A 21,914-nucleotide genomic window follows, 5' to 3' on the forward strand; every position below is an offset into this window, starting at 1 on the left:
GGTTTTGCGGCGCGCAGCAAAGGAGGACTATGTCCTGTCTCTACATACCCAGGCGGGTTTGCCCGCCGATGACGGAGCCGGTGTAATGGCTCACTCTCAGTCAATCAGCGACAAGCTGCTTGAACGCATCCTTTCCTCACTTTCCGATGACAAGGCCGAAGACGTCGTGCAGATCAACCTGCAAGGTAAGTCTTCTGTTGCGGATCATATGGTGATTGCCTCGGGTCGCTCGACCCGCCAGGTCGCTGCCATGGCGGAAAAGCTGACGGATCGCATCAAGCAGGAATTCGGTTTCACCTCGAAGGTCGAAGGCAAGGATGCCGGCGACTGGGTGTTGATCGATACGGGCGACGTGATCGTCCATATCTTCCGCCCCGAAGTGCGTGAGTTCTACCAGCTGGAAAAGATGTGGCTGCCCCAGGGCGGCAGCGCCTCGGCCAACTGAGGCGCCATCCCGACCTGTATTGAGAGGTCGGAGGCGAGAGAGATATGCGTATCAGCATAGTTGCGGTCGGGCGATTGCGTGCCGGACCGGAGAAGACCCTGCTTGACGATTACCTGACCCGATTTGACCGGACCGGCCGCAGCTTGGGCCTTGGTCCAGCGCGGGTGATCGAGGTCGAAGACAAGAAAAACGCTGGCATGGGGGCCGAGGGTGCGCTGCTGCGCAAGGCGCTGCCCAAAGGTGCGGTGATCTGCACGCTGGATGAACGCGGGCGGGTGATGTCCTCGCCTGATTTTGCCAAAAAACTGGGCGGTTGGCGCGACGCGGGTCGTCAGGATCTGGCGCTGATCATCGGTGGAGCCGACGGAATTGACCCTAATCTGCGGGCCGAGGCCGATTTTTCCATTTCATTCGGATCGATGGTCTGGCCCCATATGCTGGTCCGTGTGATGCTGGCAGAGCAACTTTACCGGGCCGCAACCATCCTGTCGGGCGGTCCCTATCATCGGATCTGACATGGCGCAGCTTCTGATCGTTTACCATTCGCGCACCGGCGGGGCTCGGCAGATGGCCGAAGCGGCGGCTTCGGCTGCGCGTGACGAGGCCGAGACCATTCTGAAACCCGCCGATCAGGCTGGGCCTGATGATCTGTTGGACGCCGATGGCTATATCTTCTGCGCGCCCGAGAATCTGGCGGCGATTTCGGGTCTGATGAAGGAATTTTTTGACCGCAGCTACTATCCGGTGCTGGGCCGGATCGAAGGGCGCCCCTATGCCCAGATGGTTTGTGCCGGGTCAGACGGTGAGAACGCAGCCCGTCAGATCGCCCGGATCGCAACGGGCTGGCGGTTGAAGGAAGTACAGCCGCCGCTGATCCTCTGTACCCATGCGCAGACGCCCGAGGCAATATTGGCCGAAAAGACCATTCCGCAAGATCAGCTTGAAAAATGCCGCGAGATCGGGCTTGCCATGGCTGCCGGGTTGGAAATGGGTCTGTTCTGATCAGGGTAGCGTGACGACAAACGTCCTTTCTGCCCAGCCATCCACATTTGTACGAGCCTGTACCTGCACTTGGGGTGTTCCTTCTGGGATAGCCACCCCGCTCAACGACCGGGTGAAGGGTTGTTCATTCTCGTGCGGGTGATGCAGCACGCGCATCCCCAGCTCATTGCCATCCATATCCAACACACGCCAGCCATCTGCGTAGTCATCCCAACCCGTTTCGGGATGCGAGACGGTCACATCGAATCGCCATGTATCCCCGCTACGCTGGGCGGTGGCATTTTCGATCACGGGGTCATCGGCAAAGGCGGGTGAAGCCAGAACGGCGCTGAGAATCAGGTATCGCATAAGGCAAACATAAGGGGGGATGCGCCCCGGCGTCATCACGACTCTGTGTTGGGCGGCAGGGTCAACAGCACTGATCGGGAATGGGATGCGAATTCACGCCGATACAAGACGCCCAGAGTGATAACCGTCCCGAGTATCAGGGCAAGCGGCCCCAATATCCACGCCAGCGATGCCAATGCAAAATAGGTGGCGCGCAGGCCGCGATTGAAGCTGCGTGCGGCGGTGACGCAAATCTCGGCCGCTTGTGCGGCGCGCGGATAGGCTTGCGGGTCATCGGGATCGTTCGGGACGGCGGCCATCAGCACCGCGCAATATCCAAACAGCCTATGCGCCCAGACGTATTTCAGGAACGCATTGGCCAGAAACAGGATCACCACCAGAATCTTGATCTCCCACACCAGTGCCGGAGCGCTGCCGATGGCCAAGTCGCTGGCGACGCCCGCCAGCCGTTCAGTGTTTCCCAACAGGGCCAGCCCACCGCCGATGGCGATCATGGTGGTCGAGGCAAAGAAGGTACTGCCCTGCCGCATCGCCGCCACGACCTGCGCGTCAAACATCCGGGGCTGCCGAGTGACCATCTCGTGCATCCAGCCGCGCCGGAAGTCGTCCATCATCATCGCGACCGATTGTTTGTGGGGCGCGGGATGTTCAATCCGCCAGCCGATCCACTGCCATGCGCCCAGCAAAAGCAGCACAGCGGCATAATCCAGTGATGAAAACAAAAGGGCGCGGTCGATCCATGTCATATCGGCGACAGTAGGGCCAGAGATCAGAACTTGCCAGATAGGTAAATTGGTAATATTATTTTACCAAACGGAGGATAAGCGATGGAAATGCCCCAGCCAAACCCCGAAATCCTGGCGCGCAAGCAGGTTGTCCTGTCGCGCCTGTTGCAGGTGTTGCCTGCGGACGCCGTGATCCATGAACCGGCTGAAACCCGTGCCTATGAATGTGACGCGCTGACCGCCTATCGCTGCCCGCCGATGCTGGCAGTGCTGCCGTCAAACACGCAAGAGGTCTCGGACGTGCTGCGTATCTGCCATGAGGAAGGCGTGCCGGTGGTGCCGCGCGGCTCGGGCACGTCGCTGGCGGGTGGTGCGTTACCCACCGCGGATAGCGTCATTCTGGGCGTCGCCCGAATGAATGAGGTACTGGAGACCGACTACGATAACCGCTTCATCCGCGTTCAGACCGGCCGCACCAACCTGAGCGTGACCGGCGCAGTCGAGGAAGAGGATTTTTTCTACGCGCCCGATCCGTCCTCGCAATTGGCCTGCGCTATTGCGGGGAATATCGCGATGAACTCGGGCGGGGCGCATTGTCTGAAATATGGTGTGACCACCAACAATCTGCTGGGCGTCAAGATGGTCTTGATGGATGGTAGCGTGGTCGAGATCGGCGGCGCGCATCTGGATGCGGGCGGACTGGATCTGTTGGGGGTCATCTGCGGCTCAGAAGGGCAACTGGGCGTAGTGACCGAGGCCACGTTGCGTATTCTGCGTAAGCCCGAGGGCGCGCGGCCGGTTCTGATGGGCTTCGACGACAATGAAGTCGCGGGGCAATGCGTATCCGATATCATCAAATCGGGCATTTTGCCGGTCGCGATCGAGTTTATGGACACACTCTGCATCAAGGCCTGTGAAAACTTCGCCCACGCGGGATATCCGGATTGCCACGCGCTGTTGATCGTTGAGGTCGAAGGGTCCGAGGCTGAGATCGACGATCAACTGTCGAAAATTATCGAAATCGCCAAACGCCACAACCCGGTGGAACTGCGCGAGAGCCAATCGGACGAAGAAAGCGCCAAGATCTGGCTAGGCCGGAAATCGGCCTTTGGCGCAATGGGGCAGATGAACGATTACATGTGTCTGGACGGCACGATCCCGGTGTCCTCGCTGCCCGAAGTCTTGCGCCGGATTGGAGAGCTAAGCGCGGAATACGGCCTGCCTGTGGGCAACGTTTTCCACGCGGGCGACGGTAATATGCACCCGCTGATCCTGTTCGATGCCAATAAACCAGGTGATCTTGAAAAGTGCGAGGCGTTTGGGGCCGATATCCTGAAGCTCTGCGTTGATGTGGGCGGTTGCCTGACCGGCGAGCATGGCGTGGGCATCGAAAAACGGGACCTGATGTCCCATCAATACGCGCCTGCGGATCTTGAGGCGCAGATGGCCGTCAAGGATGTGTTCGATCCCAAGTGGCTGCTGAACCCCGCGAAAGTGTTCCCTCTGGACGTATCCGAGTCCCGTCGGGATGTGCGGTTGGCTGCGGAATAACAGGCTCTAACAAAGAAGTTTTACGATGAAACTCAAGACAGAGGCCGAACTGGCCGAGATGGTGGCCGGGCTGACGGAACCGGTGCGAATTGTCGGCGGTGGCACGCGTGGGCTGAGCGGGCCGGAGACCACGCTCGAGACCTCGGGGCTGAGCGGGATCACCCTGTATGAACCCGGTGCGCTGACCCTTGTGGCGCAGGCGGGCACACCCGTAGCCGAGATTGAAGCCGCGTTGGAAGCCGAAGGGCAGCAGTTGGCGTTTGAACCGATGGACCATCGCGGGTTGCTGGGCACCAATGGGACGCCGACCATTGGCGGTGTGGTGGCTGCCAATATCTCGGGACCTCGCCGCATTCAGGCCGGGGCCTGCCGCGATTTCCTGCTGGGTGTGCGCTATGTCGACGGCATTGGGCAGGTGATCAAGAATGGCGGTCGGGTGATGAAAAACGTCACTGGCTACGATCTGGTTAAGCTGATGGCTGGGTCGTGGGGCACGCTTGGGGGCCTGACCGAAGTGTCGCTGAAGGTGCTGCCCAAGTCCGAGTCCGTTGCGACCCTCGCGGTGCACGTCACAGAAGTCGTGGATGCGGTTCAGGCCCTGTCCGCCGCGCTGAAATCCCCGTTCGAGGTCAGCGGGGCCTCCTATAACCCGCAGGACGGGCGGGCGTTGTTGCGGGTTGAGGGGTTCTCAGATTCAGTAACCTACCGAACAGAACAGCTGAAAACCAAGCTATCGGGGTTCGGCGAGATCACCGAGGTCTCGGAGTCCGCCGAACTTTGGCTGGGCCTGCGCGATGTCAGACCGTTTCACGGCAAGGTAGGTGATGTTTGGCGTATCTCGGTCAAACCCACTGACGCGCCTGAAATCGTGGCCCGAGTTGAAGCGGATCAAACTCTGCTGGATTGGGGCGGAGGTCTGATCTGGGCGCTGGTTCCCGAAGGTTCCGATGTACGTGCACGGTTGGGCAGGTTTGACGGCCATGCGACGCTTGTACGCGCGGGTGCAGAAACGGTCCGTGCCTTAGGTCGATTTCAGCCTGAATCCGCGGGTGTTCAGGCTCTAACAAAAGGATTGCGCGCGCGTTTTGATCCTCGTGGTATTCTTAATCCGGGACTGATGGGGTAAGCCGATGCAGACGACGTTCACCGAAAAACAGCTGCAAGACCCGGCGATACAGCGCTCAAATGAAATCCTGCGCAGCTGTGTGCATTGCGGGTTTTGTACCGCTACCTGCCCGACCTATCAGGTGCTGGGGGATGAGCTCGACAGTCCGCGCGGGCGTATCTATCTGATCAAGGACATGCTGGAAAATGAGCGTGTGCCGGATGAGAAAACCGTCAAGCATATCGACCGTTGCCTGTCTTGTCTGGCTTGCATGACAACCTGTCCCTCGGGTGTGCATTACATGCATCTGGTTGACCACGCGCGCGAATACATTGAGGCCAACTACAAACGCCCCTTCACAGATCGCGCATTGCGCTGGGTACTGGCGCAGATTCTGCCCTATCCGATGCGTTTCCGCTGGGCGTTGATCGGGGCCAAGCTGGGCCGGCCTTTCCGGTTCCTGATGCCTGATGCAAGGCTGCGTGCGATGCTGGACATGGCGCCAAAACGCATCCCTCCGGTCAGTCGCAATGATGACCCGCAGAGTTTTGCGCCCAATGGGCAGCGACTCAAGCGCGTCGCTTTGATGACGGGCTGCGCGCAAAAAGCGCTGAACACCGATATCAACGATGCGACGATCCGTCTGCTGACGCGGTTGGGGTGCGAGGTCGTAGTGGCCAAAGGTGCTGGATGCTGTGGCGCATTGACCCATCACATGGGCAAGGTGCAGGACAGCCACAAAGCGGCAAAAGCCAACATCAGAGCCTGGATGGCAGAGTTGAATGGCGAAGGTCTGGACGCCATCGTTATCAACACCTCGGGCTGCGGCACCACTGTCAAGGACTACGGGCACATGTTCCGCAACGATCCTCTGTCCGAGGATGCAACGCTGGTGTCGGGCATAGCGATGGATATCAGCGAGCTGTTGGTTCAGCTCGACCTGCCGGAAGGCGCGGATAAGGGATTGACTGTTGCCTATCACGCGGCTTGTTCACTGCAGCACGGGCAAAAGATAAAATCCCATCCCAAGGATTTGCTGAAAAGGGTGGGATTCTCGGTATTAGAGCCTGCTGACAGCCATCTGTGCTGTGGCAGTGCGGGTACATACAACCTGATGCAACCCGAAATCTCGGGCCAGTTGAAGCAACGTAAGGTCAGTACCCTAGAGGCGAAAAACCCGGATGTGATCGCTGCGGGCAATATCGGCTGCATGATGCAGATCAGTTCGGGCACGGATGTCCCGATTTTGCACACGGTCGAGTTGTTGGACTGGGCCACCGGCGGCCCAGAACCACGGGCCTTGCAGGTGGGCCACGCGCCAGAGGTTCCGATCCTGAGATAAGCGCAGATGATGCAGCGGTGCATCAGTTCCCCGGTGAAAGCGCATCAGTCGCGACCGCCCTATTTTCGCCCCACGCGGCGCGTAGGAAGGTAAGCTAACAGCAACGCCGGAGAACCGCTTGCGAAACTGGATCAGGGCAATCGCGCTGGCATTGACGCCGATGGCCGCCATGGCGCAGGACAGCGGGCTGAAAAGCCTGGACACCACCGATGCAGGGCGGGCGTGGATGGCTGTGGGTCGTCTGGACATCAACGGCGCGGGCTTTTGTACCGGAACGCTGATCTCACCGACTTTGGTCCTGACCGCCGCCCATTGCCTGTTTGACAAGGCGACGGGTCAGCGGGTCGATCTTTCCGAGGTCGAGTTTCTCGCCGCATGGCGTCTGGGCCGTGCTTCGGCCTATCGTGCGGCCCGGCAGGCCGTAATTCATCCCGACTACCGCTACAGCAGGGAAACTCCGACCGCGCGGCTGGGCAACGACATAGCCTTGATCGAGTTGTGGCAACCCATCCGCAATACCACCGTAATCCCTTTTGAAACCGGAGACCGCCCGCGCCGCGGCGCCGAGGTGGGCGTGGTGTCTTATGCGCGCGACCGTGCCGAGGCCCCTTCGCTGCAAGAGGTGTGTTCGGTCATGACCCGCCAGTCCGAAGTTTTGGTGATGTCCTGCGATGTCGAGTTCGGCTCATCCGGGGCACCGGTCTTTTCCTTTGACGGCGACCGGCCGCGCATTGTGTCCGTGGTGGCCGCCAAGGCGGAATTCAATGGTCAGCGGGTCGCGGTTGGCACCGCAGTCGAAGGATCGTTGCCTGTGTTGCACGCCGAATTGTCCGCCGGGCGCGGGTTTCTCGCCGACACATCCCAAGGGGGGCGCAACAGAAACATTGGCGCAAGGTTCATCAAGCCATGACACGATTTCTGCTGAGCGCCGTGCTGGGCCTGTCGCTTATTGCTACCGCGTCTCATGCCCAAAGCAGCAAGCGCGAGCTGACCGACCGCGAAGATCTGTTCGGCTGGGAAGCCATCGGCCGCCTGGACATCGGCAAGAACGGCTTCTGCACCGGCACGCTGATCGCGCAGGATCTGGTTCTAACTGCCGCCCATTGCGCGATCGACGATGATACCGGCAAGACCTACGCCTCGGGCGAGGTGACCTTCCGGGCCGGGCTGAGCTATGGCAAATCACTGGCCGATCGCAAGGTCGTCCAGATCGCGGTGCATCCGGATTATCGCAACCACCCCGAGCTTTCGGCCGCAGCCGTGCGGGCGGATGTCGCGCTGATGCGACTGGAACAGCCCATTCCCTATTCTGTGGCGGATCCTTTCGTGCTGTATAACGGCGGCGTAGCGGGAAAAGAGGTCAGTCTTGCCTCATACGGGCGTGGCCGGTCCGAGGCGATCACCCGCGAACGATCCTGCCAGATTTTGCAGCGTCGGCAGGGTCTGATCACCTTTAACTGCGATATTACATTCGGCTCGTCCGGATCGGCGTTATTGGCGCGAAAAGGCCCGCGCTGGCAGATTTTGTCGGTCGTGTCCGCAGTCGGAACCGATGGCGAGCAAAAGATCGGTTTCGGGATGGAACTGGCTGGAATCGTTTCGGATCTCAAGGCCGATATTCGCCGCGACAAGCCGAAACCCAAAGCCGCAATCCGCCGCCTGCAGGTCGGGTCGGGCAAGTCCAGTTCGGGTGCGAAATTCATCTCGCCCGGCGGGTCTTGAACTCGGTCAAAATGCTCCCCATGTGAACTGTACCGGGTCGCCGCAAACGGGGCCTGGCACACTGAACCGCCCGTCCGAACGGAGGGCAAAACACAGATCGCTCAGACATGAGGATATGACATATGCGTACATTCGATTTTGCACCGCTGCACCGCGCCACCATCGGTTTCGACCAGATCGCCGACATGATGGATCGCGTTCTGACCAATGACGTGGCCCAGCCCAGCTACCCGCCTTATAACATCGAAAAAACCGATGCTGACACCTATCGCATCTCGGTTGCTGTCGCCGGTTTTTCGGAAGATGACCTGTCGGTCGAAGTGAAGGAAAATGCATTGATCGTCGCCGGCAAGAAAGCCGCCGAGGACAAAGAGCGCAGCTACCTGCATCGTGGCATCGCGACCCGTGCGTTCGAGCGCCGCTTTGCTCTGGCCGATCATGTTCGCGTCACCGGCGCGAGCCATGAAAACGGCATGCTGAACATCGACCTGAAGCGCGAAGTGCCCGAGGCCCTGAAGCCGCGCCGGATCGAGATTTCTTCGGCCAAGGCCATCGAAAAGGACGTGGTCGACGCCAAGGCCGTGAACTGAGGCCGTTGACCCCAAAGCGATAGTCCCGCCTCTCTGGACTGTCGCAGACTGCACGCCCCGCGCACCTCCAGGCGCGGGGCGTTGTTGTTTGCAGGGCTGGAAACATCCAGCTGTGTAAGCGACAATTGCCCACGACCAGCCCGGCGCCCTCTTGTTCCGCAAGCAATACGATATTTCATCATGACGATGGGGCTGCTACTACGTGAACACCCGGTGAAGTCTGTATATTTCGGTTCAATGAAACGATCGCGGCTCGGGTTGATTGGGTAGAGCAGAGAATAACTTTTAAGATGGCGAACATACTGTTTTCGGCAATGAAGAACGAAGCGCCCTTTCTGCTGGAATGGGTCGCCTACCATAAAGCGATTGGGTTCGATCAGATCATTATCGTCACGAATGACTGCGTTGACGCAACCGACGACCTGCTGCGCGCGCTGTCCGAACAGGGTGAAGTTCAGACCATCCGTCAAGAGGTACCGGAAGGGCGCTCGGCGCAAGAGAATGCCACCCGGTTGGTTGCAGAACTGGGCATTCTGAAAGAAGGCGACTGGGGCATCTTTTTGGATGCTGACGAGTTTCTGAACATTCACGTTGGACGCGGCGCCGTCGTAGATCTTGTGCATCACCTCGGGTCGCAGGATCGTATCGGGATGCTGATCAATTGGCGTGTGTTCGGGGATTCCGGAAACCTTGTTTTTAACGGCCGGTACATTTCCAACGAGTACACCCAATGTGACGCAGGTCTGGAAAGAACGCAGTTCAAAACGTTTTTTCAAAAGAACAAAGAGACGCGGGGATTTTCCCAGTTCCTGCACCTTTGCGATCTGGAACCGGGGGCCTCTCGGCTGGAACGGTTTTCGACCCCTACCGGTGAGGCCCTGTCGCTGGACGACGCCAATGTGAACGACCGGCAAAGGAACTGGCTCACGCGTTGGGTATCCACCGGGCAGAGCCCGATGGGAGGTTTTTTCGGACAGGTCGTGAGCTATGAGTTAGCACAAATCAACCATTATATGGTGCGTGACCCGCATTCGTTCAGCCTCAAGGCAGAACGAGGCCGGGGATACAAAAACGCGAGCGACCGGCACACGCAGAATTTCTACAAAAGGTGGAACCTCAATGAGGCCAGGGATACGTCCATCCTCAGGTGGCAAGACCAGACCCGGCAAGAAATGGAGCGGCTGTCGAAAGTGTGCAACTTGCACGACTTGGTTGCGCGGATCAGAGCACAGTATCTGAGCGCGTGGCAGCCTCCGGAGGAACAAAAGCCGATACACTATTCACGGAATGCGCTGAAGATCATTCGAGACAATGGCTTGCACGGTGTAGACCTAGATCCACCGCCCGGATTTCAGCGGGGGATTGACGTGATTGGCGAGTCGCTGCCGGTTGCCTTGGCGCATTCCATTCGAAAATACCTGCGATTTCACAAACGGTTACCGAACCTGATCGCGCCGACGAGCTTCACCGAAAAGCAGGTTCTGTTCAAATTCTTCGGTCCGATACCCAAGCCCAGCCCGTCCGATAAATTGCGAAGCGCCGGATACTTGCCGAGAGATTTGCGGCCAAAGGTGACCATTCCGCAAAGGCCGTGGATATCAGATCGACCGGGATTGCCCGCGGATGATGAGCTGCCTGAAGGCACTTACTATTTTAAATCGAACCACAGTTCCGGAACGAATATGCCGGTCGCTTTGCCGGCATCCGACCAACTGCGTGCCGAGGCCTCAGACCTCTCGACCGAGTGGCTGACAAAGGTGCATGACGAAGTACGCTCGCTCTGGTGGTATGAAGCTATGCCGCGCAACATCTACTTCGAAGAAGACCTGAGTCTTGAAGGCGGCGACGCACCGGATTGGAAATTCTTCGTGGCCAACGGTCGGGTTGCGCTGTTTCAGGTCGATACAGGCCGTCAGACCCATCACATCCAGACAATCTATGATCGTGACGGAAATTTCATCGAGAAAGAACTGTATTTCAGATCGGGTGATCCGGTTTCCATTCCGGATTGCCTGCCGACAATGATCCAGATCGCGGAAGGGATCGGACGGAATTTCGACTTTATCCGCGTCGACATGTTCCTGCGGGAAAACAAAATCTATCTGGGCGAGATCACACTGGTGCCAAACGGTGCAACCAACAAGATCCGCAGCGCCGAGATTGACGAGCAGCTTGGCGCTGCATGGCGATGTCCATGGATGGGTCGCGTCGATCCCGATTGGCCAAACAGTCACTATTCCGATGTGCTGTACGAGCCTTGGGATTGATCCAACGTCCTGAGGCTTTTGCGGGTGACCCAGAGGTCTGAATTCTGGTTCAAAAAGCCCCGCTCGTGACCGAGCGGGGCTTGTCATTTACCAAGCTGATCAGTTTCCAGCCGAAACCGATCCGATCGACCAGAACATCGTCTCGCCCGAGGCATCGTCGACGCCGTCATTGTCGGTCATCACAAACGCCTCGCCTGAGGGCAGGATGGCCAGACCTTCGATCTTGTCCAGAACGTAGCCGCCGGTCGAGGTCAGGTCAGGCAGCAGGTCTCGGACCTCTTGCTTGCTGACCACGGGCAGCGGGCCGCCCAGCGGGGCAGGGGTCATTTCGGACAGCGGGATGCGGTAGATCTTCTTGGTCACCGCGCGGTGGTCGTGCTGATTGTCGCGCTCGATGACATAGACATAGTCTCCGAAAGCAACGATTTCCGACAACCCAACCCAACCTTTTTCCGGGTCCGCCTTGGGATAGTGCACGGCACCCCATTCCTTGGTGTCCAGGTTGTAGGCGACCAGTTTTACGTGGTTTTCCGGATCGTCCTTCCATTCGCGCTGAACGGCCATCCACAAGGTGTCACCTACCTTTGTGATGCCTTCAAACCCAAAGCGTTTCTCAACCGCCATCAGTTCCGGCGGCAGGCCGATCTCGCCCTTGCGGTCTTTGATCTTGCCTTCGGCCGAGACGTGATAGATCGCGTGCGGGATGACGCGGTCGGTGCGGCCTTCGGAGGCAACGTAGAAGCCACCGTTGCCGTCCAGCGTGATGCCTTCCAGATCCAGCTTTTGTGCCGGGTTTCCGTCCTGCCGGTGAATGCGGATCACGTCCACGATGCGGGCCGGTTGCTGGCTGGGGTCAATCTTGAAGATCGAGGGCTGAAATCCGTAAAAGCTGTCATTGACCGCATAGATCATGCCGTCTTCGTCCGCGACCAGACCAGACAACGCGCCCCATCCGATCAACTCATCCGCACCTTTCGAGGTCAGATGCGGGTAATCTGCAGGGGCGTCCTGGTATTCGAAGATGGACACATGCGCACGCGGGCCGCCGTCTTCGATCAGGTCTTTTTCGTTTGCCGAGACCAGTAGGTTGCGCTCGGGGATGGCAACGTAGCCTTCTGGGCCAACGCCCGAGGGCAACAGCTGTTTCAGAACCGGGTTGGTCGGATCGGTGGCATCATAAACACCCACGACCGAGGCGCGCTCGGCTCCGACAAAGATCATAGGCGTACCGCCGAATGTGGCTGCGGTCACGCTTTCCGGCTCAACGCCTTTGCTGTCCGAGCGTTTGTCTGGGTAGTGGCCGATCTGGATGATAGCCTTCTCGAAATCGGTGCCGTTCTCGTAAACAACGTTGCCGTCTTTGTGGAAGATGGTCCAACCACGCGACCCGCCTTCATAATCACCTTCGTTGGCGGTGGCGAAGTGGTTGTCGTCGATCCATTTCACCGCGTCCGGCTCGCGCAGACGGCCCGGCTGGCTTTCGTTGAAGATCAGTGCGCCGCGTTCATCCGTGGCGTCGATGCCTTCCAGATCAACCGCGCCGGCCGAGAAATGGCTGACCACGTTGCCATCTTTATCGACAACCGCGATGTGGTTGTTTTCCTGCAAGGTGATGACGGTTTCACCCAGGCCGTTGATGTCAACAAACTCGGGTTCGGGATCGGTGGGCGCTACGTCAGCCAGACCGGTCAGCGATGCCATCTTCATACCTGCGCAATCCAGCGCGCCATCCTTCAGTGGCACCAGAGCCAGCGAACCGGCGGGCAGTTGCGGGATGATGCCGTCATTCAGGTCTTCGTCGCGTTCGTTCTCGATTGCGACGGCAACAAAGCTGCCATCCGGGGCGATAGCGACGCTGTCGGGCTGGCCGCCCAGATCACAGGCGCCGGTTTCTGCCTTACCCGAGATATCGACCGAGATCAGCTTGCCCGAGGGGGCGGTATAGCTTTCAGATGTGTTCACGCCCACAAAAGCCGTCGCGCCTACGATACCGACTGATGTCGGCTCACCGCCTACATCCATTGCACCCATAGGGGACGGGTTCGCGGGGTCGTTGATGTCGATCATGCCGATCACACCCAGCGGACTGTCGGTGTAAACCAGCGTCATGCCATCCGCAGTTGCCGCGATGATTTCGGGCGAGGTCTCACGGGTGGTATCCGCGCCCTCGGCCATGTTCTTGACGACCGGGAAAGACGCAATTCGGTTGAAGTTCTTTTCTGCCATGGCTTGACCGGCGGTCAGGGCAAGAGCAGATGTCAGGCAAACAAGGCGCAATGACATCGGTAGGTATCCCCCTTTACTTGGATGACAGGGGAATGGACCCAGCGCATTGCAGGGATGTGACGATTTGTTTGCAGTTTTGTGACAAACAAAATGGCCCCGGCGCGCCGCACCGGGGCTTTTGGGATCAAACCGACATGCAGATGTATTTCATCTCAAGATAGTCTTCCATGCCGTAGTGGCTGCCTTCGCGGCCCAGACCGGATTGTTTGACGCCGCCGAACGGCCCAAGCTCGGTCGAGATGATGCCGGTGTTCACACCCACGATGCCATATTCCAGCGCCTCGGCCACTTTGTAGACGCGGCTCAGGTCCTTGGCGTAGAAATAGGACGCCAGACCAAAGATCGTGTCATTGGCCATGGCGATCACGTCATCCTCGTCCTCGAATTTGAACAAAGGCGCCAAAGGGCCAAAGGTTTCTTCCTGCGCGACCTTCATCTCTTGCGTGACGCCGGTGACGATGGTGGGCTGGAAGAAGGTGCCGCCCAGATCATGGGGCAGGCCACCAGTCAGAACGACGCCTCCTTTTTCGGTGGCGTCGGCGATGTGTTCGCGCACCTTGGCGACGGCCTCATCACTGATCAGCGGACCGGTGGTAGTGCCCTGGGTAAGGCCATCGCCAACCTGCAGCGCCTCGGTGGCGGCCTTCAGTTTGGCGGCGAAGGCGTCATAGGCCCCGGCTTGCACGTAGATGCGGTTGGCGCAGACACAGGTCTGACCGTTGTTGCGGAACTTGCACAGCATCGCACCTTCGACGGCGGCATCCAGATCAGCGTCGTCGAAGACGATGAAGGGCGCATTGCCGCCCAGCTCCATCGAGCATTTCATCACCTGATCGGCGGCCTGACGCAGCAGGATGCGCCCTACCTCGGTCGAGCCGGTAAAAGTCAGTTTGCGCACACCGGGGTTTTCGCAGAACTCTTTCCCGATCTCGCTGGCCTGGGACGAGGGCACGACGTTGAACACGCCGGCAGGCACACCGGCCTGCTCGGCCAGCAAAGCCAGAACCAGCGCCGATAGCGGTGTTTCCGTCGCCGGACGGGCCACGAAGGCGCAACCTGCGGCCAGCGCAGGCGCCGCTTTGCGGGTGATCATCGCGTTGGGGAAGTTCCACGGCGTGATCGAGGCCGCCACGCCGATGGGTTGCTTCAAAACGGTGATCCGCTTGTCGCGCTGATGGCCGGGAATGGTTTCACCATAGACGCGCTTGGCTTCTTCGCCGAAGAACTCGATGAAGGACGCGCCATACCCGATTTCGCCTACCGCCTCGGCCAGGGGTTTACCCTGTTCTGCCGTCAGGATCTTGCCCAGATCCTCGGCGTTTTCCATCATCAGGTCATACCAGCGCCGCAGGATCACAGCCCGCTCTTTGCCGGTCAGTTTGGCCCATTCCTTCTGGGCCGCCTCGGCCTGGGCAATGGCCCCGGCCACCTGCGCGCGGCTGACATCGGCAACCTCGGCCACCACATCGCCCCGGGCTGGGTTGGTCACGGCAAAAGTGCCATTGTCGCCATCCACCCACTGGCCGCCGATATAGGCTTTGGTCACCAGCAGATCGGGGTTTTTCAGGATCGATTTCAGGTCGGTTGTTGCGTCCAGCATGGGTCGGCCTCCGGCAGGAATAGGGTTCACGCGCACCCAATCAGGTGGGGTCGGAATTGTCTATGTCCACTGTGCCTCTCGGATCAATCCAGATTTGATCAAAAACCCGGAATTGTAGATGTTCAACAGATCGCAAACGGCTGCATCATAGCGCTATCTTTTTCGTGACGAGTTTGCGAAAGTCTGCATGATTTTAGAGCCCGAGGGGATGTAAATGATCGTAACATTCTCTATCTTATTGGGCAAATGAACAAAAAAAGGGGATAGTGCAGATGTCGAACCATCAATTTGACGCCTTGATCGAAGAAACTCAGACCAAAGTGCGCGAAAGCCAGTCACAGATTGAAGGGCTGACCTCGCGGATAGAGGATGCGCGCGCAAAAATTGGCACTGCCGAGGCGGATATCGACATCGAAAATGCCACGCTTGAGGATGTGCACGCCCATACCGAAGTGATGAACGCAAACATCGCCGAGCTGATCATGGGTCTGGACGACGTCACCAATGCGTTTTCCAAGGATTTCGACGAGATGCGCTCGAAAACCGGGTGGGAGTCGTTTGTCGGCATCTTCTCACGTGGAAAATCGGAATCGATGCGGCAGGAACGCATGCGCACCGCCAATATCGACGACAAGCTGCAGGACCTGATCGCCAAATCCGATGTGATCGTGAAACTGCTGGAAGGGCAGCTATCCGTACTGGAAGAACAACGCGTTAAGGTCGAGGATAACCTGACCGGCACACTGGACGACCGCGAAGCCACCGTGGCCGAGCTGGAATCGCTGCGCGCCGAGATTCAGGGCATGGACCCGACGATCATCACGCTGGAAAACAAGATCAGCGTTGAACAGGACGCCGCCGCGCGCACCCAGCTGGAAACCGAACTGGCCGAGCTGAACAAGCAATATAACGCCAAGGTTCAGGAAGAGCAGGTCAAGCTGGCCAAATCCCAGACGCTGGAGCGTTACATCGAAAAGGGCAAGACTTGGGTCGACTCATTGCAAAACCAGGCGGCGACGCAGATGGTGCTGATCAACAAGCTGCAGACAGACACGCAACAGCGCGTGGTGCTGTATGACGCCCTCACCAAATCGCTGAAAACCGCGCAGCAGCAGGACGTGGCCCACCGCATCAACGAGATCGGTGTGCAAACGGATCAAGAGGCGCAAACCGCCATGGCTGCCATCGGCACTGCGACCAATCAGAAAATGGCCGACATGCTTGAGGCGCACGAGGACCACATGGTCTTTGCCCGCGACGTGCTGGAGAAAAAGGCCAAGGCGGATGAACGCTTTGCCCGCCGGTTTGCCTCGATTGTCGAGAAGCATGATAAGAACTTGTATGGGGGGTGAGGCGCTTCAGTGACGTTCCGTTCCAAAGGCAAGCCTAAAAGAATACGCTACAGGTTCAGGATAGGGATTCACTTTGTTGTCTTTGGCGGGTTCCTAACTTTGCTTCTTCTGACAACTAATTGGGTGCCAGACCATTTGGTGATTAAACTTGTGCTTATAGCGGGTGTTCTTTTGGTGACATTTTGCCTCTGCGTTCAGTTCGCCAACGGCCTCATCAAGCTTGAACAGCTTGATAAGAAGTTGTTCGGCCGCCGACAAAGAAAAGAGCGCGTGGATAATGACTAACCCGACCCAAGACCATGTCGGTCTGACCGACACTTTCGCTTCACGCCGTTATTTCCGCAAATTCGAGGTGATTACCGTCCACCTCCTGCGCGTGGCCGCGACGATGGAGGCGGAGGGCGCAATCAGCAAGCAAGAAGTGCGGATCGTGTCGCGTTACCTCTCGGGGCTGCTCTACACCTTCCGGGCGCTTTCCATGAAATACCTGCTGGTCGGGCGCGATACGGGGCGGTTCTTTGGCAGCCTCGCCATGGACAAGCGCGACAGCGGGTTTCCGGTGGCGGCTGAGCTGCTGACCATGGCCAATGACGCGCAGCAGGCGCAGGTGCATCTGGCGAATATGCCCTCGGAAGATGACCTGAAAACTGACATGGTGCGCACCATCATCGGGGATCAGGCAATCCCCACCAAGCTGCAATTCGCGCTGTCTCAAAGGCTCTATTACGAGGAACTTCTGAAGGGGCAGCTGTTCTGGTCCCGCAATGATCCCGAATGCCACTGGATCGGCAACGAAGGCGATCGGCGCAAGTTCATGGTGCATTGGGCGGTTTATGACAGCCAGATCAACCTGCCGGTCATCTACCTGATGCAGCTTGAGGACAGCGGCAAGACGGCCCTGCCCAAGGATCAGCGCCGTTGGCCCGAGGTGCAGGCGCATCTGATGGCGCAGTCCCTGGGTGGGTTGAAACTGGTGACCATCGCCAAAGGCTTCGATCAGGATTTTGACGACCTGCACCCCAAACACCTGCGCCGCATCCACGTGGGCCCGATGTATTCCTCGGCCTATACCGAGCAATCCGGCCCCTTGCGGCAGGTGCTGGAGGACGCACAAGCGCCCGAGGGGCAAGACTGGGCGCTGGCCTGGACCACCGAAGAGCTGGAAAGCGAAGAGGTGATCGAAGAGCGCGCCGGTTGGTTCTCGACCGTCGAGCGCGAGGTCTTTGCGTTGGATCCGTTCGGCGGGCAGGGGGCCGAAACCGGCGCCACCCGCACCCAGCGGTCGATCATCCTGCCCCAACGCCCGTTTCAGGTGCTGGCCGAACGCAACCCGCCGGGGTTCGCCGATGTGCGCAAGTTCGTCGTCAGCAAGACCGGGCAGGTGTTGAGATATTGAAGATAGCAAAGGCGATTTTGAAATGAGTTTGACGTCAGATCAGATGGAATTGCGCGAAGAAGACATTCGCAAACACTATCCCGCTGCGACCGCCTTGCTGAACGGGTTCGAGCACGCACCAAGGATCGCCAAACCTGTTGAGGCTGCTGTTGAGCGGTCGCCGGGTATATCGACCGGACGGCGGTTCCGATCGACCACGCCGGGGCTTGTGACACGGCGCACCGTGCGCGCGGATGGCGTGCATTTGGTCGAACGGATCGAGGCCTCGGATGAGGACGATGCGTTGGTGTCACCGCCGCAGGCCACCACGCAGCAGGCCATTCGCCGCGCAATTGCCATCGCTCTCGCCGTGGCCGAAGCATACGCAGAGCAGACCCCGTTGGCCGATCTCAAACGGGCCAATCTGGCTGGAGATCTGCCGCCCGCCCGCAAGACCGAATTCTCGGAACTGTTGACGGCTGAGGCCCTGATCACCTCCCATACCCTAGGCAATGCGCTGGCCTATCTGATGTCCTCGCACCTGGGTGAGACAACCGTCGATATTGGTGAGATCGAAGAGGTTCTGACCGACAATGGCCAACTTGCCCTGCACGGCGCGCTGTGGGAGCTGGACCAGACGCTGGCCAAACACGCCCCCGATGATGCCCACCTGATCGCCGCCACCAGCGCCTATGCCGAGCAACTGATGGAAAAGGCCGCCCTGCGCGCCCAATCCGCGGGCCATCTGGCCCCGTTCCAGAACGCCGCCTGGCATATCGAGGCCGACGATCTGACCATCCGGGGTTTTGAGCCGGCCTCAAAGGCGAAATCCACCACCCTGACCATGACGTTCAAAAAGCCGAACGAAGTGGTCGGCAACCATATCGCCAAGTATCAGGCGATGAAGCTGGCCAAGATGGTGATGGCCTACGACTTCGACCGACGTCTGAATCCGTTTGCGGAACTTGGCGGATTCATCTTCACCTTCATGGGTGACGGCAAGCCGGGTACCGGCAAGACCACCCTGATCCAGATGATGGCCGGACTGATTAACGACTATTGCCAGAACGCGGGCTACCCGTTCCGCTATCAGAACCTGAGCACTGACAATATCGACAGCTATCAGGGCAAGTCCGGCCAGAACGCCAAGGCCTTTATCAACACGATCATCGACCCCTCGGTCATCGGCTTCGGCACCATCGACGACATCGACCAGTTGGCGGGCAAACGCGGCGACCGGCAGTCCTCGGCCGGGCAACTGGAAATCACCGCCGTGCTGATGGAAAGCTTTGCGGGCGCGAACACCGTCGTGCGCGGCAACTGCACCTTTGGCATGTTTTCGAACTACCCCGAGAACGTGGACGACGCCCTGCGACAGCGGGCGGGCGCTCGGTTCCTGGTGGACGGGCCGCAAACGCGCGAGGATTACATCGACATTCTGCACCTGCTGATGGGCCGCAACCACGACATCCCGCTGGGCGAACACGAAGCCTATGCCGCGCAGGAAATCAAGAAGGCCGTCGCCGCCAGTTTCGAAAGCCATTCCCGCCCGCATGAGGATGCTTTGTTGCAGGTCTATGACCGGGTGTCTGGCGAGATCGGCCAGATGGACACCATCGCCAAACTGGGCACCTACCTCAAGGCGATTCAGCAGGCGGATGAACGCTTCACCGGTCGTGCGATCAAAAACATCACCGACGCGGTCAAGGTCCGCGCGATGGACTTCGAACTGCCCGACGAGTGGATGGAAAACCCAGACCTGTTCCTGTTCCGCGACTACGACACCAAGAAAGCGATGATCGAGGACCTGCGCCAGCCGATTACGGTAGAAATGGTGATCCAAGAGATCAACCGCTACGCCGACAGCGAGTTCCGCTATGCCGACAAGAGCGATGAGGTCGCCATAGAGAACGCCGTCCGCGAGATGGGCCGGATGGAAGAGGCCAAGCGGCGGTATCTGGAGGGGAAGGAATGAGTGAAATACCAGCTGTCATTTCAGCTTTTGCCAACAGCGTTACCGCAATTGCAGCGGTTGTGGCTGCTGGTGCTGCTTATTTTGGGCTAAACACATGGAAGTCCCAAGTTTCCTACCAGACAGACCATAGGCTTGCTACCGATATACTTAAGCTTTTGTACAAACATCGAGATGCCGTGGAAGCAGCCCGGCATCCCGCAATCTTGGGGGCTGAAATAGCCGCAGCCGTGGAAGGCAAAGATCAACCTGAAGATGCAGATTACGCGAGCAAACGTTTTTCGGAGATTTTCGCTGTTTATGAGAAGAGATGGGAGAAAATTTCAGAAGTTAGGTCGGACCTTTATCCGCTATTGTTGGAAGCAGACGCAGTTTGGAATATTGACTCAAGAGAATTGTTTAGTCCGGTTTTCGATCTTGAATGGGAGTTAAAACTCGTTCTGGAAGATTATCTCAAAGCATCAAACCCTTCTCTTTCAGGGGCTGAGAAGATTGTGGCTCAGGATAGCTTCAGCGATAAACGATATTTTCTGTATGGTAGGTTGAATAGCGATGACAAATTTCGGAGTGACTATAATAGTGCGATGATTCCTATTGAGAACTTTCTTCGGAAGAAGCTCAAGTAATGATCCGCCTCATCAAAAAAGGCCTGATGTTCGGCAACCTCGTCCACATCTCCAGCCCGGCTCTGGTTGAGCGGTATAACCGCGCGCTGCAGCATCTGGCGGGCAAGACCACGGCGCTGACGGATTTCCATGTCGATATCTCGGGCTATTCGCCGGAGGTGGGGATTGAGCTGGACGACCCGCTCTACCTCAACCCCAACGGGGTCAACCGGCAATTCATCCTGCTGACGACCGAGCAGAAACGCGCGCCTCTGCTGAACGTCAAATTCTCGACCTCGCGCGATATCCTGCGGGAATTCATCGAGATGAACGAGGCGCAGCTGTTCGCCCTGACCGCCACCGATGCAGTGGCCGGAGAGCTGGTGAACTCGGTCTTCAAACTCACGACGCCGCGCGACCTGCTGAACCTGCGCAAGATCGAGATTGAGGCGGACACGGTCGGCGGCACCCTGCGCAAGGCCGAGCAACTGGCGGGCATGATCGAACGGTTCAAGACCGAAGAGGACGCCTGGTTCGATGACGTGCTGATCGCCAAGATGATCGAAACCGCCAAGGAAACCGGCGATGTCACCCGCAACCCCGTTCACCTGCGCCACACCGCCTTTGAACAGCGCAATTTCTGGACGGCGCATTTCGGCGGGCTCTACCTGTTCCCCGATCTGGATGATCCGACGGCGATTTGCATGGGCGAACGGTCCGATGACCTGCCGATTGAGCAGGTGTTTGATCCAACCCAACGGCATCGGATTGCGGCCTTCCTGAATGATAACAATCTGGTCGAGACGATCATCGAGGCGCGCGGCGTGAACTCGGCCGCCGTTCTTCAGCAAAAGATGGATTTTTTGACCGTTCACGCTGCCGCCGACGCGGGGGTTGACCTGAACGGGCTGGACCGAAGCGACATGCGGCGTCTGGCGCGAAACCATGCCGACCGCCTGCCCGAAGCCTTTCACGGACTTGCCCAACTGCTGCGCTGGGCGAGCTCTGGCGGTCCGTGGCCGCGTATCACCTCGGATCACCCGGCCTATTTCTACACGTTGCGTGCGGCGGAAACGCCGAACCGCGATCTGGTGAATATGTTGCTGGCCGAGCTGGCCCCACTGGACCCGCGCCAGATGTTCATCTGCCATAAGGAGTTGTTCTACAGTACCTATTCCACCTGGCCCGAGGCCAAAAAAGCCTATGTTGCCGACTTCCTTGCGCGCGAGTATCAGGTGGACAAGGCTGGCGCCCGCGCCGCTTTGTTCGGCCATGAACCGGACATGAGCGGGACCGACAGGGTCAGCGATGACATCATCGCTCGCGTCGGGCCCTGGGGCGCTGTTGGGAGGAACTGAATGATCGTTGCAATCCGCTTTCTGATTCCACTGCTGATCATTCTAACGGTGATCTATTTCGGGCTGTCGATCTATTCCCGTCTGGTTCGGCGGCGCAAGCTGATCGCGCATTGGGATAAAAAAGGGTTGCATGGCGACCGTGAGGCTTTTCTCGAACGGGGGATGCGGCAGTATGACAAGTCATTCCGAAAGAAACTTCTGCTGGGTGTCTATGTCATTCCGCTTGGGGCCATTGCCCTGTTGATCTATATAACAAATTTCATGTGAGG

The 21,914-nt window shown here is 58.5% G+C and carries 20 protein-coding genes; 16 read left to right on the forward strand and 4 right to left on the reverse strand.

What is annotated here, in order from left to right; translation table 11 throughout:
- Positions 1 to 85 precede the first annotated feature (85 nt).
- From rsfS to ACXAGD_RS18005, 3 genes are read left to right on the forward strand one after another with little or no spacing between them, the layout of a single operon-like run.
- Positions 86 to 445, forward strand: coding sequence for a ribosome silencing factor (gene rsfS, locus ACXAGD_RS17995; protein ID WP_170327847.1), 360 nt, complete (start codon positions 86 to 88; stop codon positions 443 to 445).
- A 44-nt stretch (positions 446 to 489) separates the two neighbouring features.
- Positions 490 to 960, forward strand: a complete 471-nt coding sequence (gene rlmH / locus ACXAGD_RS18000; RefSeq protein ID WP_475212296.1) for a 23S rRNA (pseudouridine(1915)-N(3))-methyltransferase RlmH — start codon at positions 490 to 492, stop codon at positions 958 to 960.
- 1 nt (position 961) lies between these two features.
- On the forward strand, positions 962 to 1,447 hold the full coding sequence (locus tag ACXAGD_RS18005) for a flavodoxin family protein (RefSeq protein WP_475212298.1): 486 nt from the start codon (positions 962 to 964) through the stop codon (positions 1,445 to 1,447).
- Here ACXAGD_RS18005 and ACXAGD_RS18010 read toward each other — a convergent pair whose 3' ends face one another.
- Together ACXAGD_RS18010 and ACXAGD_RS18015 are read right to left on the reverse strand one after the other, a co-directional pair.
- A complete protein-coding gene (locus tag ACXAGD_RS18010; RefSeq protein WP_475212300.1) occupies positions 1,448 to 1,795 on the reverse strand; it encodes a hypothetical protein in 348 nt (115 codons plus the stop codon).
- A 35-nt stretch (positions 1,796 to 1,830) separates the two neighbouring features.
- Positions 1,831 to 2,541 carry a DUF599 domain-containing protein gene (locus ACXAGD_RS18015; protein WP_475212302.1) on the reverse strand — a complete coding sequence of 237 codons (711 nt, stop codon included), beginning with the start codon at positions 2,539 to 2,541 and terminating at the stop codon, positions 1,831 to 1,833.
- Between the two features lie 81 nt (positions 2,542 to 2,622).
- Here ACXAGD_RS18015 and ACXAGD_RS18020 point away from each other — a divergent pair, with 81 nt between their 5' ends.
- The 7 genes from ACXAGD_RS18020 to ACXAGD_RS18050 all read left to right on the forward strand — a co-directional run bounded on the left by ACXAGD_RS18020 (position 2,623) and on the right by ACXAGD_RS18050 (position 11,097).
- Positions 2,623 to 4,071, forward strand: a complete 1,449-nt coding sequence (locus ACXAGD_RS18020; protein ID WP_475212304.1) for an FAD-linked oxidase C-terminal domain-containing protein — start codon at positions 2,623 to 2,625, stop codon at positions 4,069 to 4,071.
- Positions 4,072 to 4,096: 25 nt separating this feature from the next.
- Positions 4,097 to 5,197: an FAD-binding protein gene (locus tag ACXAGD_RS18025; protein WP_475212306.1), complete on the forward strand. Its 1,101-nt coding sequence runs from the start codon at positions 4,097 to 4,099 to the stop codon at positions 5,195 to 5,197.
- 4 nt (positions 5,198 to 5,201) lie between these two features.
- On the forward strand, positions 5,202 to 6,518 hold the full coding sequence (glcF, locus tag ACXAGD_RS18030) for a glycolate oxidase subunit GlcF (RefSeq protein ID WP_475212308.1): 1,317 nt from the start codon (positions 5,202 to 5,204) through the stop codon (positions 6,516 to 6,518).
- Between the two features lie 118 nt (positions 6,519 to 6,636).
- Complete coding sequence (locus ACXAGD_RS18035) at positions 6,637 to 7,428, forward strand: trypsin-like serine peptidase (protein ID WP_475212310.1); 792 nt, start codon at positions 6,637 to 6,639, stop codon at positions 7,426 to 7,428.
- Positions 7,425 to 8,240, forward strand: coding sequence for a trypsin-like serine peptidase (locus ACXAGD_RS18040; protein ID WP_475212312.1), 816 nt, complete (start codon positions 7,425 to 7,427; stop codon positions 8,238 to 8,240). The genes ACXAGD_RS18035 and ACXAGD_RS18040 overlap by 4 nt, the downstream gene beginning before the upstream one ends.
- Before the next feature lie 122 nt (positions 8,241 to 8,362).
- Positions 8,363 to 8,830, forward strand: coding sequence for an Hsp20 family protein (locus ACXAGD_RS18045; RefSeq protein ID WP_170327839.1), 468 nt, complete (start codon positions 8,363 to 8,365; stop codon positions 8,828 to 8,830).
- A gap of 290 nt (positions 8,831 to 9,120) precedes the next feature.
- On the forward strand, positions 9,121 to 11,097 hold the full coding sequence (locus tag ACXAGD_RS18050; RefSeq protein ID WP_475212314.1) for a glycosyltransferase family 2 protein: 1,977 nt from the start codon (positions 9,121 to 9,123) through the stop codon (positions 11,095 to 11,097).
- A 99-nt stretch (positions 11,098 to 11,196) separates the two neighbouring features.
- Here ACXAGD_RS18050 and ACXAGD_RS18055 read toward each other — a convergent pair whose 3' ends face one another.
- Both ACXAGD_RS18055 and ACXAGD_RS18060 read right to left on the reverse strand, forming a co-directional pair.
- A complete protein-coding gene (locus tag ACXAGD_RS18055) occupies positions 11,197 to 13,380 on the reverse strand; it encodes an esterase-like activity of phytase family protein (protein ID WP_475212316.1) in 2,184 nt (727 codons plus the stop codon).
- A gap of 127 nt (positions 13,381 to 13,507) precedes the next feature.
- Positions 13,508 to 14,983, reverse strand: coding sequence for an NAD-dependent succinate-semialdehyde dehydrogenase (locus ACXAGD_RS18060; protein WP_475212317.1), 1,476 nt, complete (start codon positions 14,981 to 14,983; stop codon positions 13,508 to 13,510).
- A 272-nt stretch (positions 14,984 to 15,255) separates the two neighbouring features.
- Between ACXAGD_RS18060 and ACXAGD_RS18065 the strand changes: the two genes are divergently transcribed.
- From ACXAGD_RS18065 to ACXAGD_RS18090, 6 genes are all read left to right on the forward strand, one after another.
- Positions 15,256 to 16,335, forward strand: a complete 1,080-nt coding sequence (locus tag ACXAGD_RS18065; RefSeq protein WP_475212319.1) for a hypothetical protein — start codon at positions 15,256 to 15,258, stop codon at positions 16,333 to 16,335.
- Positions 16,336 to 16,612: 277 nt separating this feature from the next.
- On the forward strand, positions 16,613 to 17,731 hold the full coding sequence (locus ACXAGD_RS18070; RefSeq protein WP_475212321.1) for a hypothetical protein: 1,119 nt from the start codon (positions 16,613 to 16,615) through the stop codon (positions 17,729 to 17,731).
- 22 nt (positions 17,732 to 17,753) lie between these two features.
- Positions 17,754 to 19,685, forward strand: a complete 1,932-nt coding sequence (locus ACXAGD_RS18075) for an AAA family ATPase (RefSeq protein WP_475212323.1) — start codon at positions 17,754 to 17,756, stop codon at positions 19,683 to 19,685.
- Positions 19,682 to 20,308 carry a hypothetical protein gene (locus ACXAGD_RS18080; RefSeq protein WP_475212325.1) on the forward strand — a complete coding sequence of 209 codons (627 nt, stop codon included), beginning with the start codon at positions 19,682 to 19,684 and terminating at the stop codon, positions 20,306 to 20,308. The genes ACXAGD_RS18075 and ACXAGD_RS18080 overlap by 4 nt, the downstream gene beginning before the upstream one ends.
- A complete protein-coding gene (locus ACXAGD_RS18085) occupies positions 20,308 to 21,645 on the forward strand; it encodes a DUF6638 family protein (protein ID WP_475212327.1) in 1,338 nt (445 codons plus the stop codon). The genes ACXAGD_RS18080 and ACXAGD_RS18085 overlap by 1 nt, the downstream gene beginning before the upstream one ends.
- Complete coding sequence (locus ACXAGD_RS18090; protein WP_475212329.1) at positions 21,646 to 21,912, forward strand: hypothetical protein; 267 nt, start codon at positions 21,646 to 21,648, stop codon at positions 21,910 to 21,912.
- The last annotated feature ends 2 nt before the right edge of the window (positions 21,913 to 21,914 follow it).

This window comes from Ruegeria sp. ABF4_144, from assembly GCF_056160045.1.

Bases quoted from the DNA above. Each gene is read 5' to 3' on its own strand.
- ACXAGD_RS18080 (WP_475212325.1), top strand. From the start codon at position 19,682: ATGAGTGAAATACCAGCTGTCATTTCAGCTTTTGCCAACAGCGTTACC.
- ACXAGD_RS18075 (WP_475212323.1), top strand. From the start codon at position 17,754: ATGAGTTTGACGTCAGATCAGATGGAATTGCGCGAAGAAGACATTCGC.
- rlmH (WP_475212296.1), top strand. From the start codon at position 490: ATGCGTATCAGCATAGTTGCGGTCGGGCGATTGCGTGCCGGACCGGAG.
- ACXAGD_RS18005 (WP_475212298.1), top strand. From the start codon at position 962: ATGGCGCAGCTTCTGATCGTTTACCATTCGCGCACCGGCGGGGCTCGG.
- ACXAGD_RS18010 (WP_475212300.1), bottom strand. From the start codon at position 1,795: ATGCGATACCTGATTCTCAGCGCCGTTCTGGCTTCACCCGCCTTTGCC.
- rsfS (WP_170327847.1), top strand. From the start codon at position 86: ATGGCTCACTCTCAGTCAATCAGCGACAAGCTGCTTGAACGCATCCTT.
- ACXAGD_RS18060 (WP_475212317.1), bottom strand. From the start codon at position 14,983: ATGCTGGACGCAACAACCGACCTGAAATCGATCCTGAAAAACCCCGAT.
- ACXAGD_RS18055 (WP_475212316.1), bottom strand. From the start codon at position 13,380: ATGTCATTGCGCCTTGTTTGCCTGACATCTGCTCTTGCCCTGACCGCC.
- ACXAGD_RS18040 (WP_475212312.1), top strand. From the start codon at position 7,425: ATGACACGATTTCTGCTGAGCGCCGTGCTGGGCCTGTCGCTTATTGCT.
- ACXAGD_RS18025 (WP_475212306.1), top strand. From the start codon at position 4,097: ATGAAACTCAAGACAGAGGCCGAACTGGCCGAGATGGTGGCCGGGCTG.
- ACXAGD_RS18085 (WP_475212327.1), top strand. From the start codon at position 20,308: ATGATCCGCCTCATCAAAAAAGGCCTGATGTTCGGCAACCTCGTCCAC.
- ACXAGD_RS18020 (WP_475212304.1), top strand. From the start codon at position 2,623: ATGGAAATGCCCCAGCCAAACCCCGAAATCCTGGCGCGCAAGCAGGTT.
- ACXAGD_RS18065 (WP_475212319.1), top strand. From the start codon at position 15,256: ATGTCGAACCATCAATTTGACGCCTTGATCGAAGAAACTCAGACCAAA.
- ACXAGD_RS18015 (WP_475212302.1), bottom strand. From the start codon at position 2,541: ATGACATGGATCGACCGCGCCCTTTTGTTTTCATCACTGGATTATGCC.
- ACXAGD_RS18050 (WP_475212314.1), top strand. From the start codon at position 9,121: ATGGCGAACATACTGTTTTCGGCAATGAAGAACGAAGCGCCCTTTCTG.
- ACXAGD_RS18090 (WP_475212329.1), top strand. From the start codon at position 21,646: ATGATCGTTGCAATCCGCTTTCTGATTCCACTGCTGATCATTCTAACG.
- glcF (WP_475212308.1), top strand. From the start codon at position 5,202: ATGCAGACGACGTTCACCGAAAAACAGCTGCAAGACCCGGCGATACAG.
- ACXAGD_RS18070 (WP_475212321.1), top strand. From the start codon at position 16,613: ATGACTAACCCGACCCAAGACCATGTCGGTCTGACCGACACTTTCGCT.
- ACXAGD_RS18045 (WP_170327839.1), top strand. From the start codon at position 8,363: ATGCGTACATTCGATTTTGCACCGCTGCACCGCGCCACCATCGGTTTC.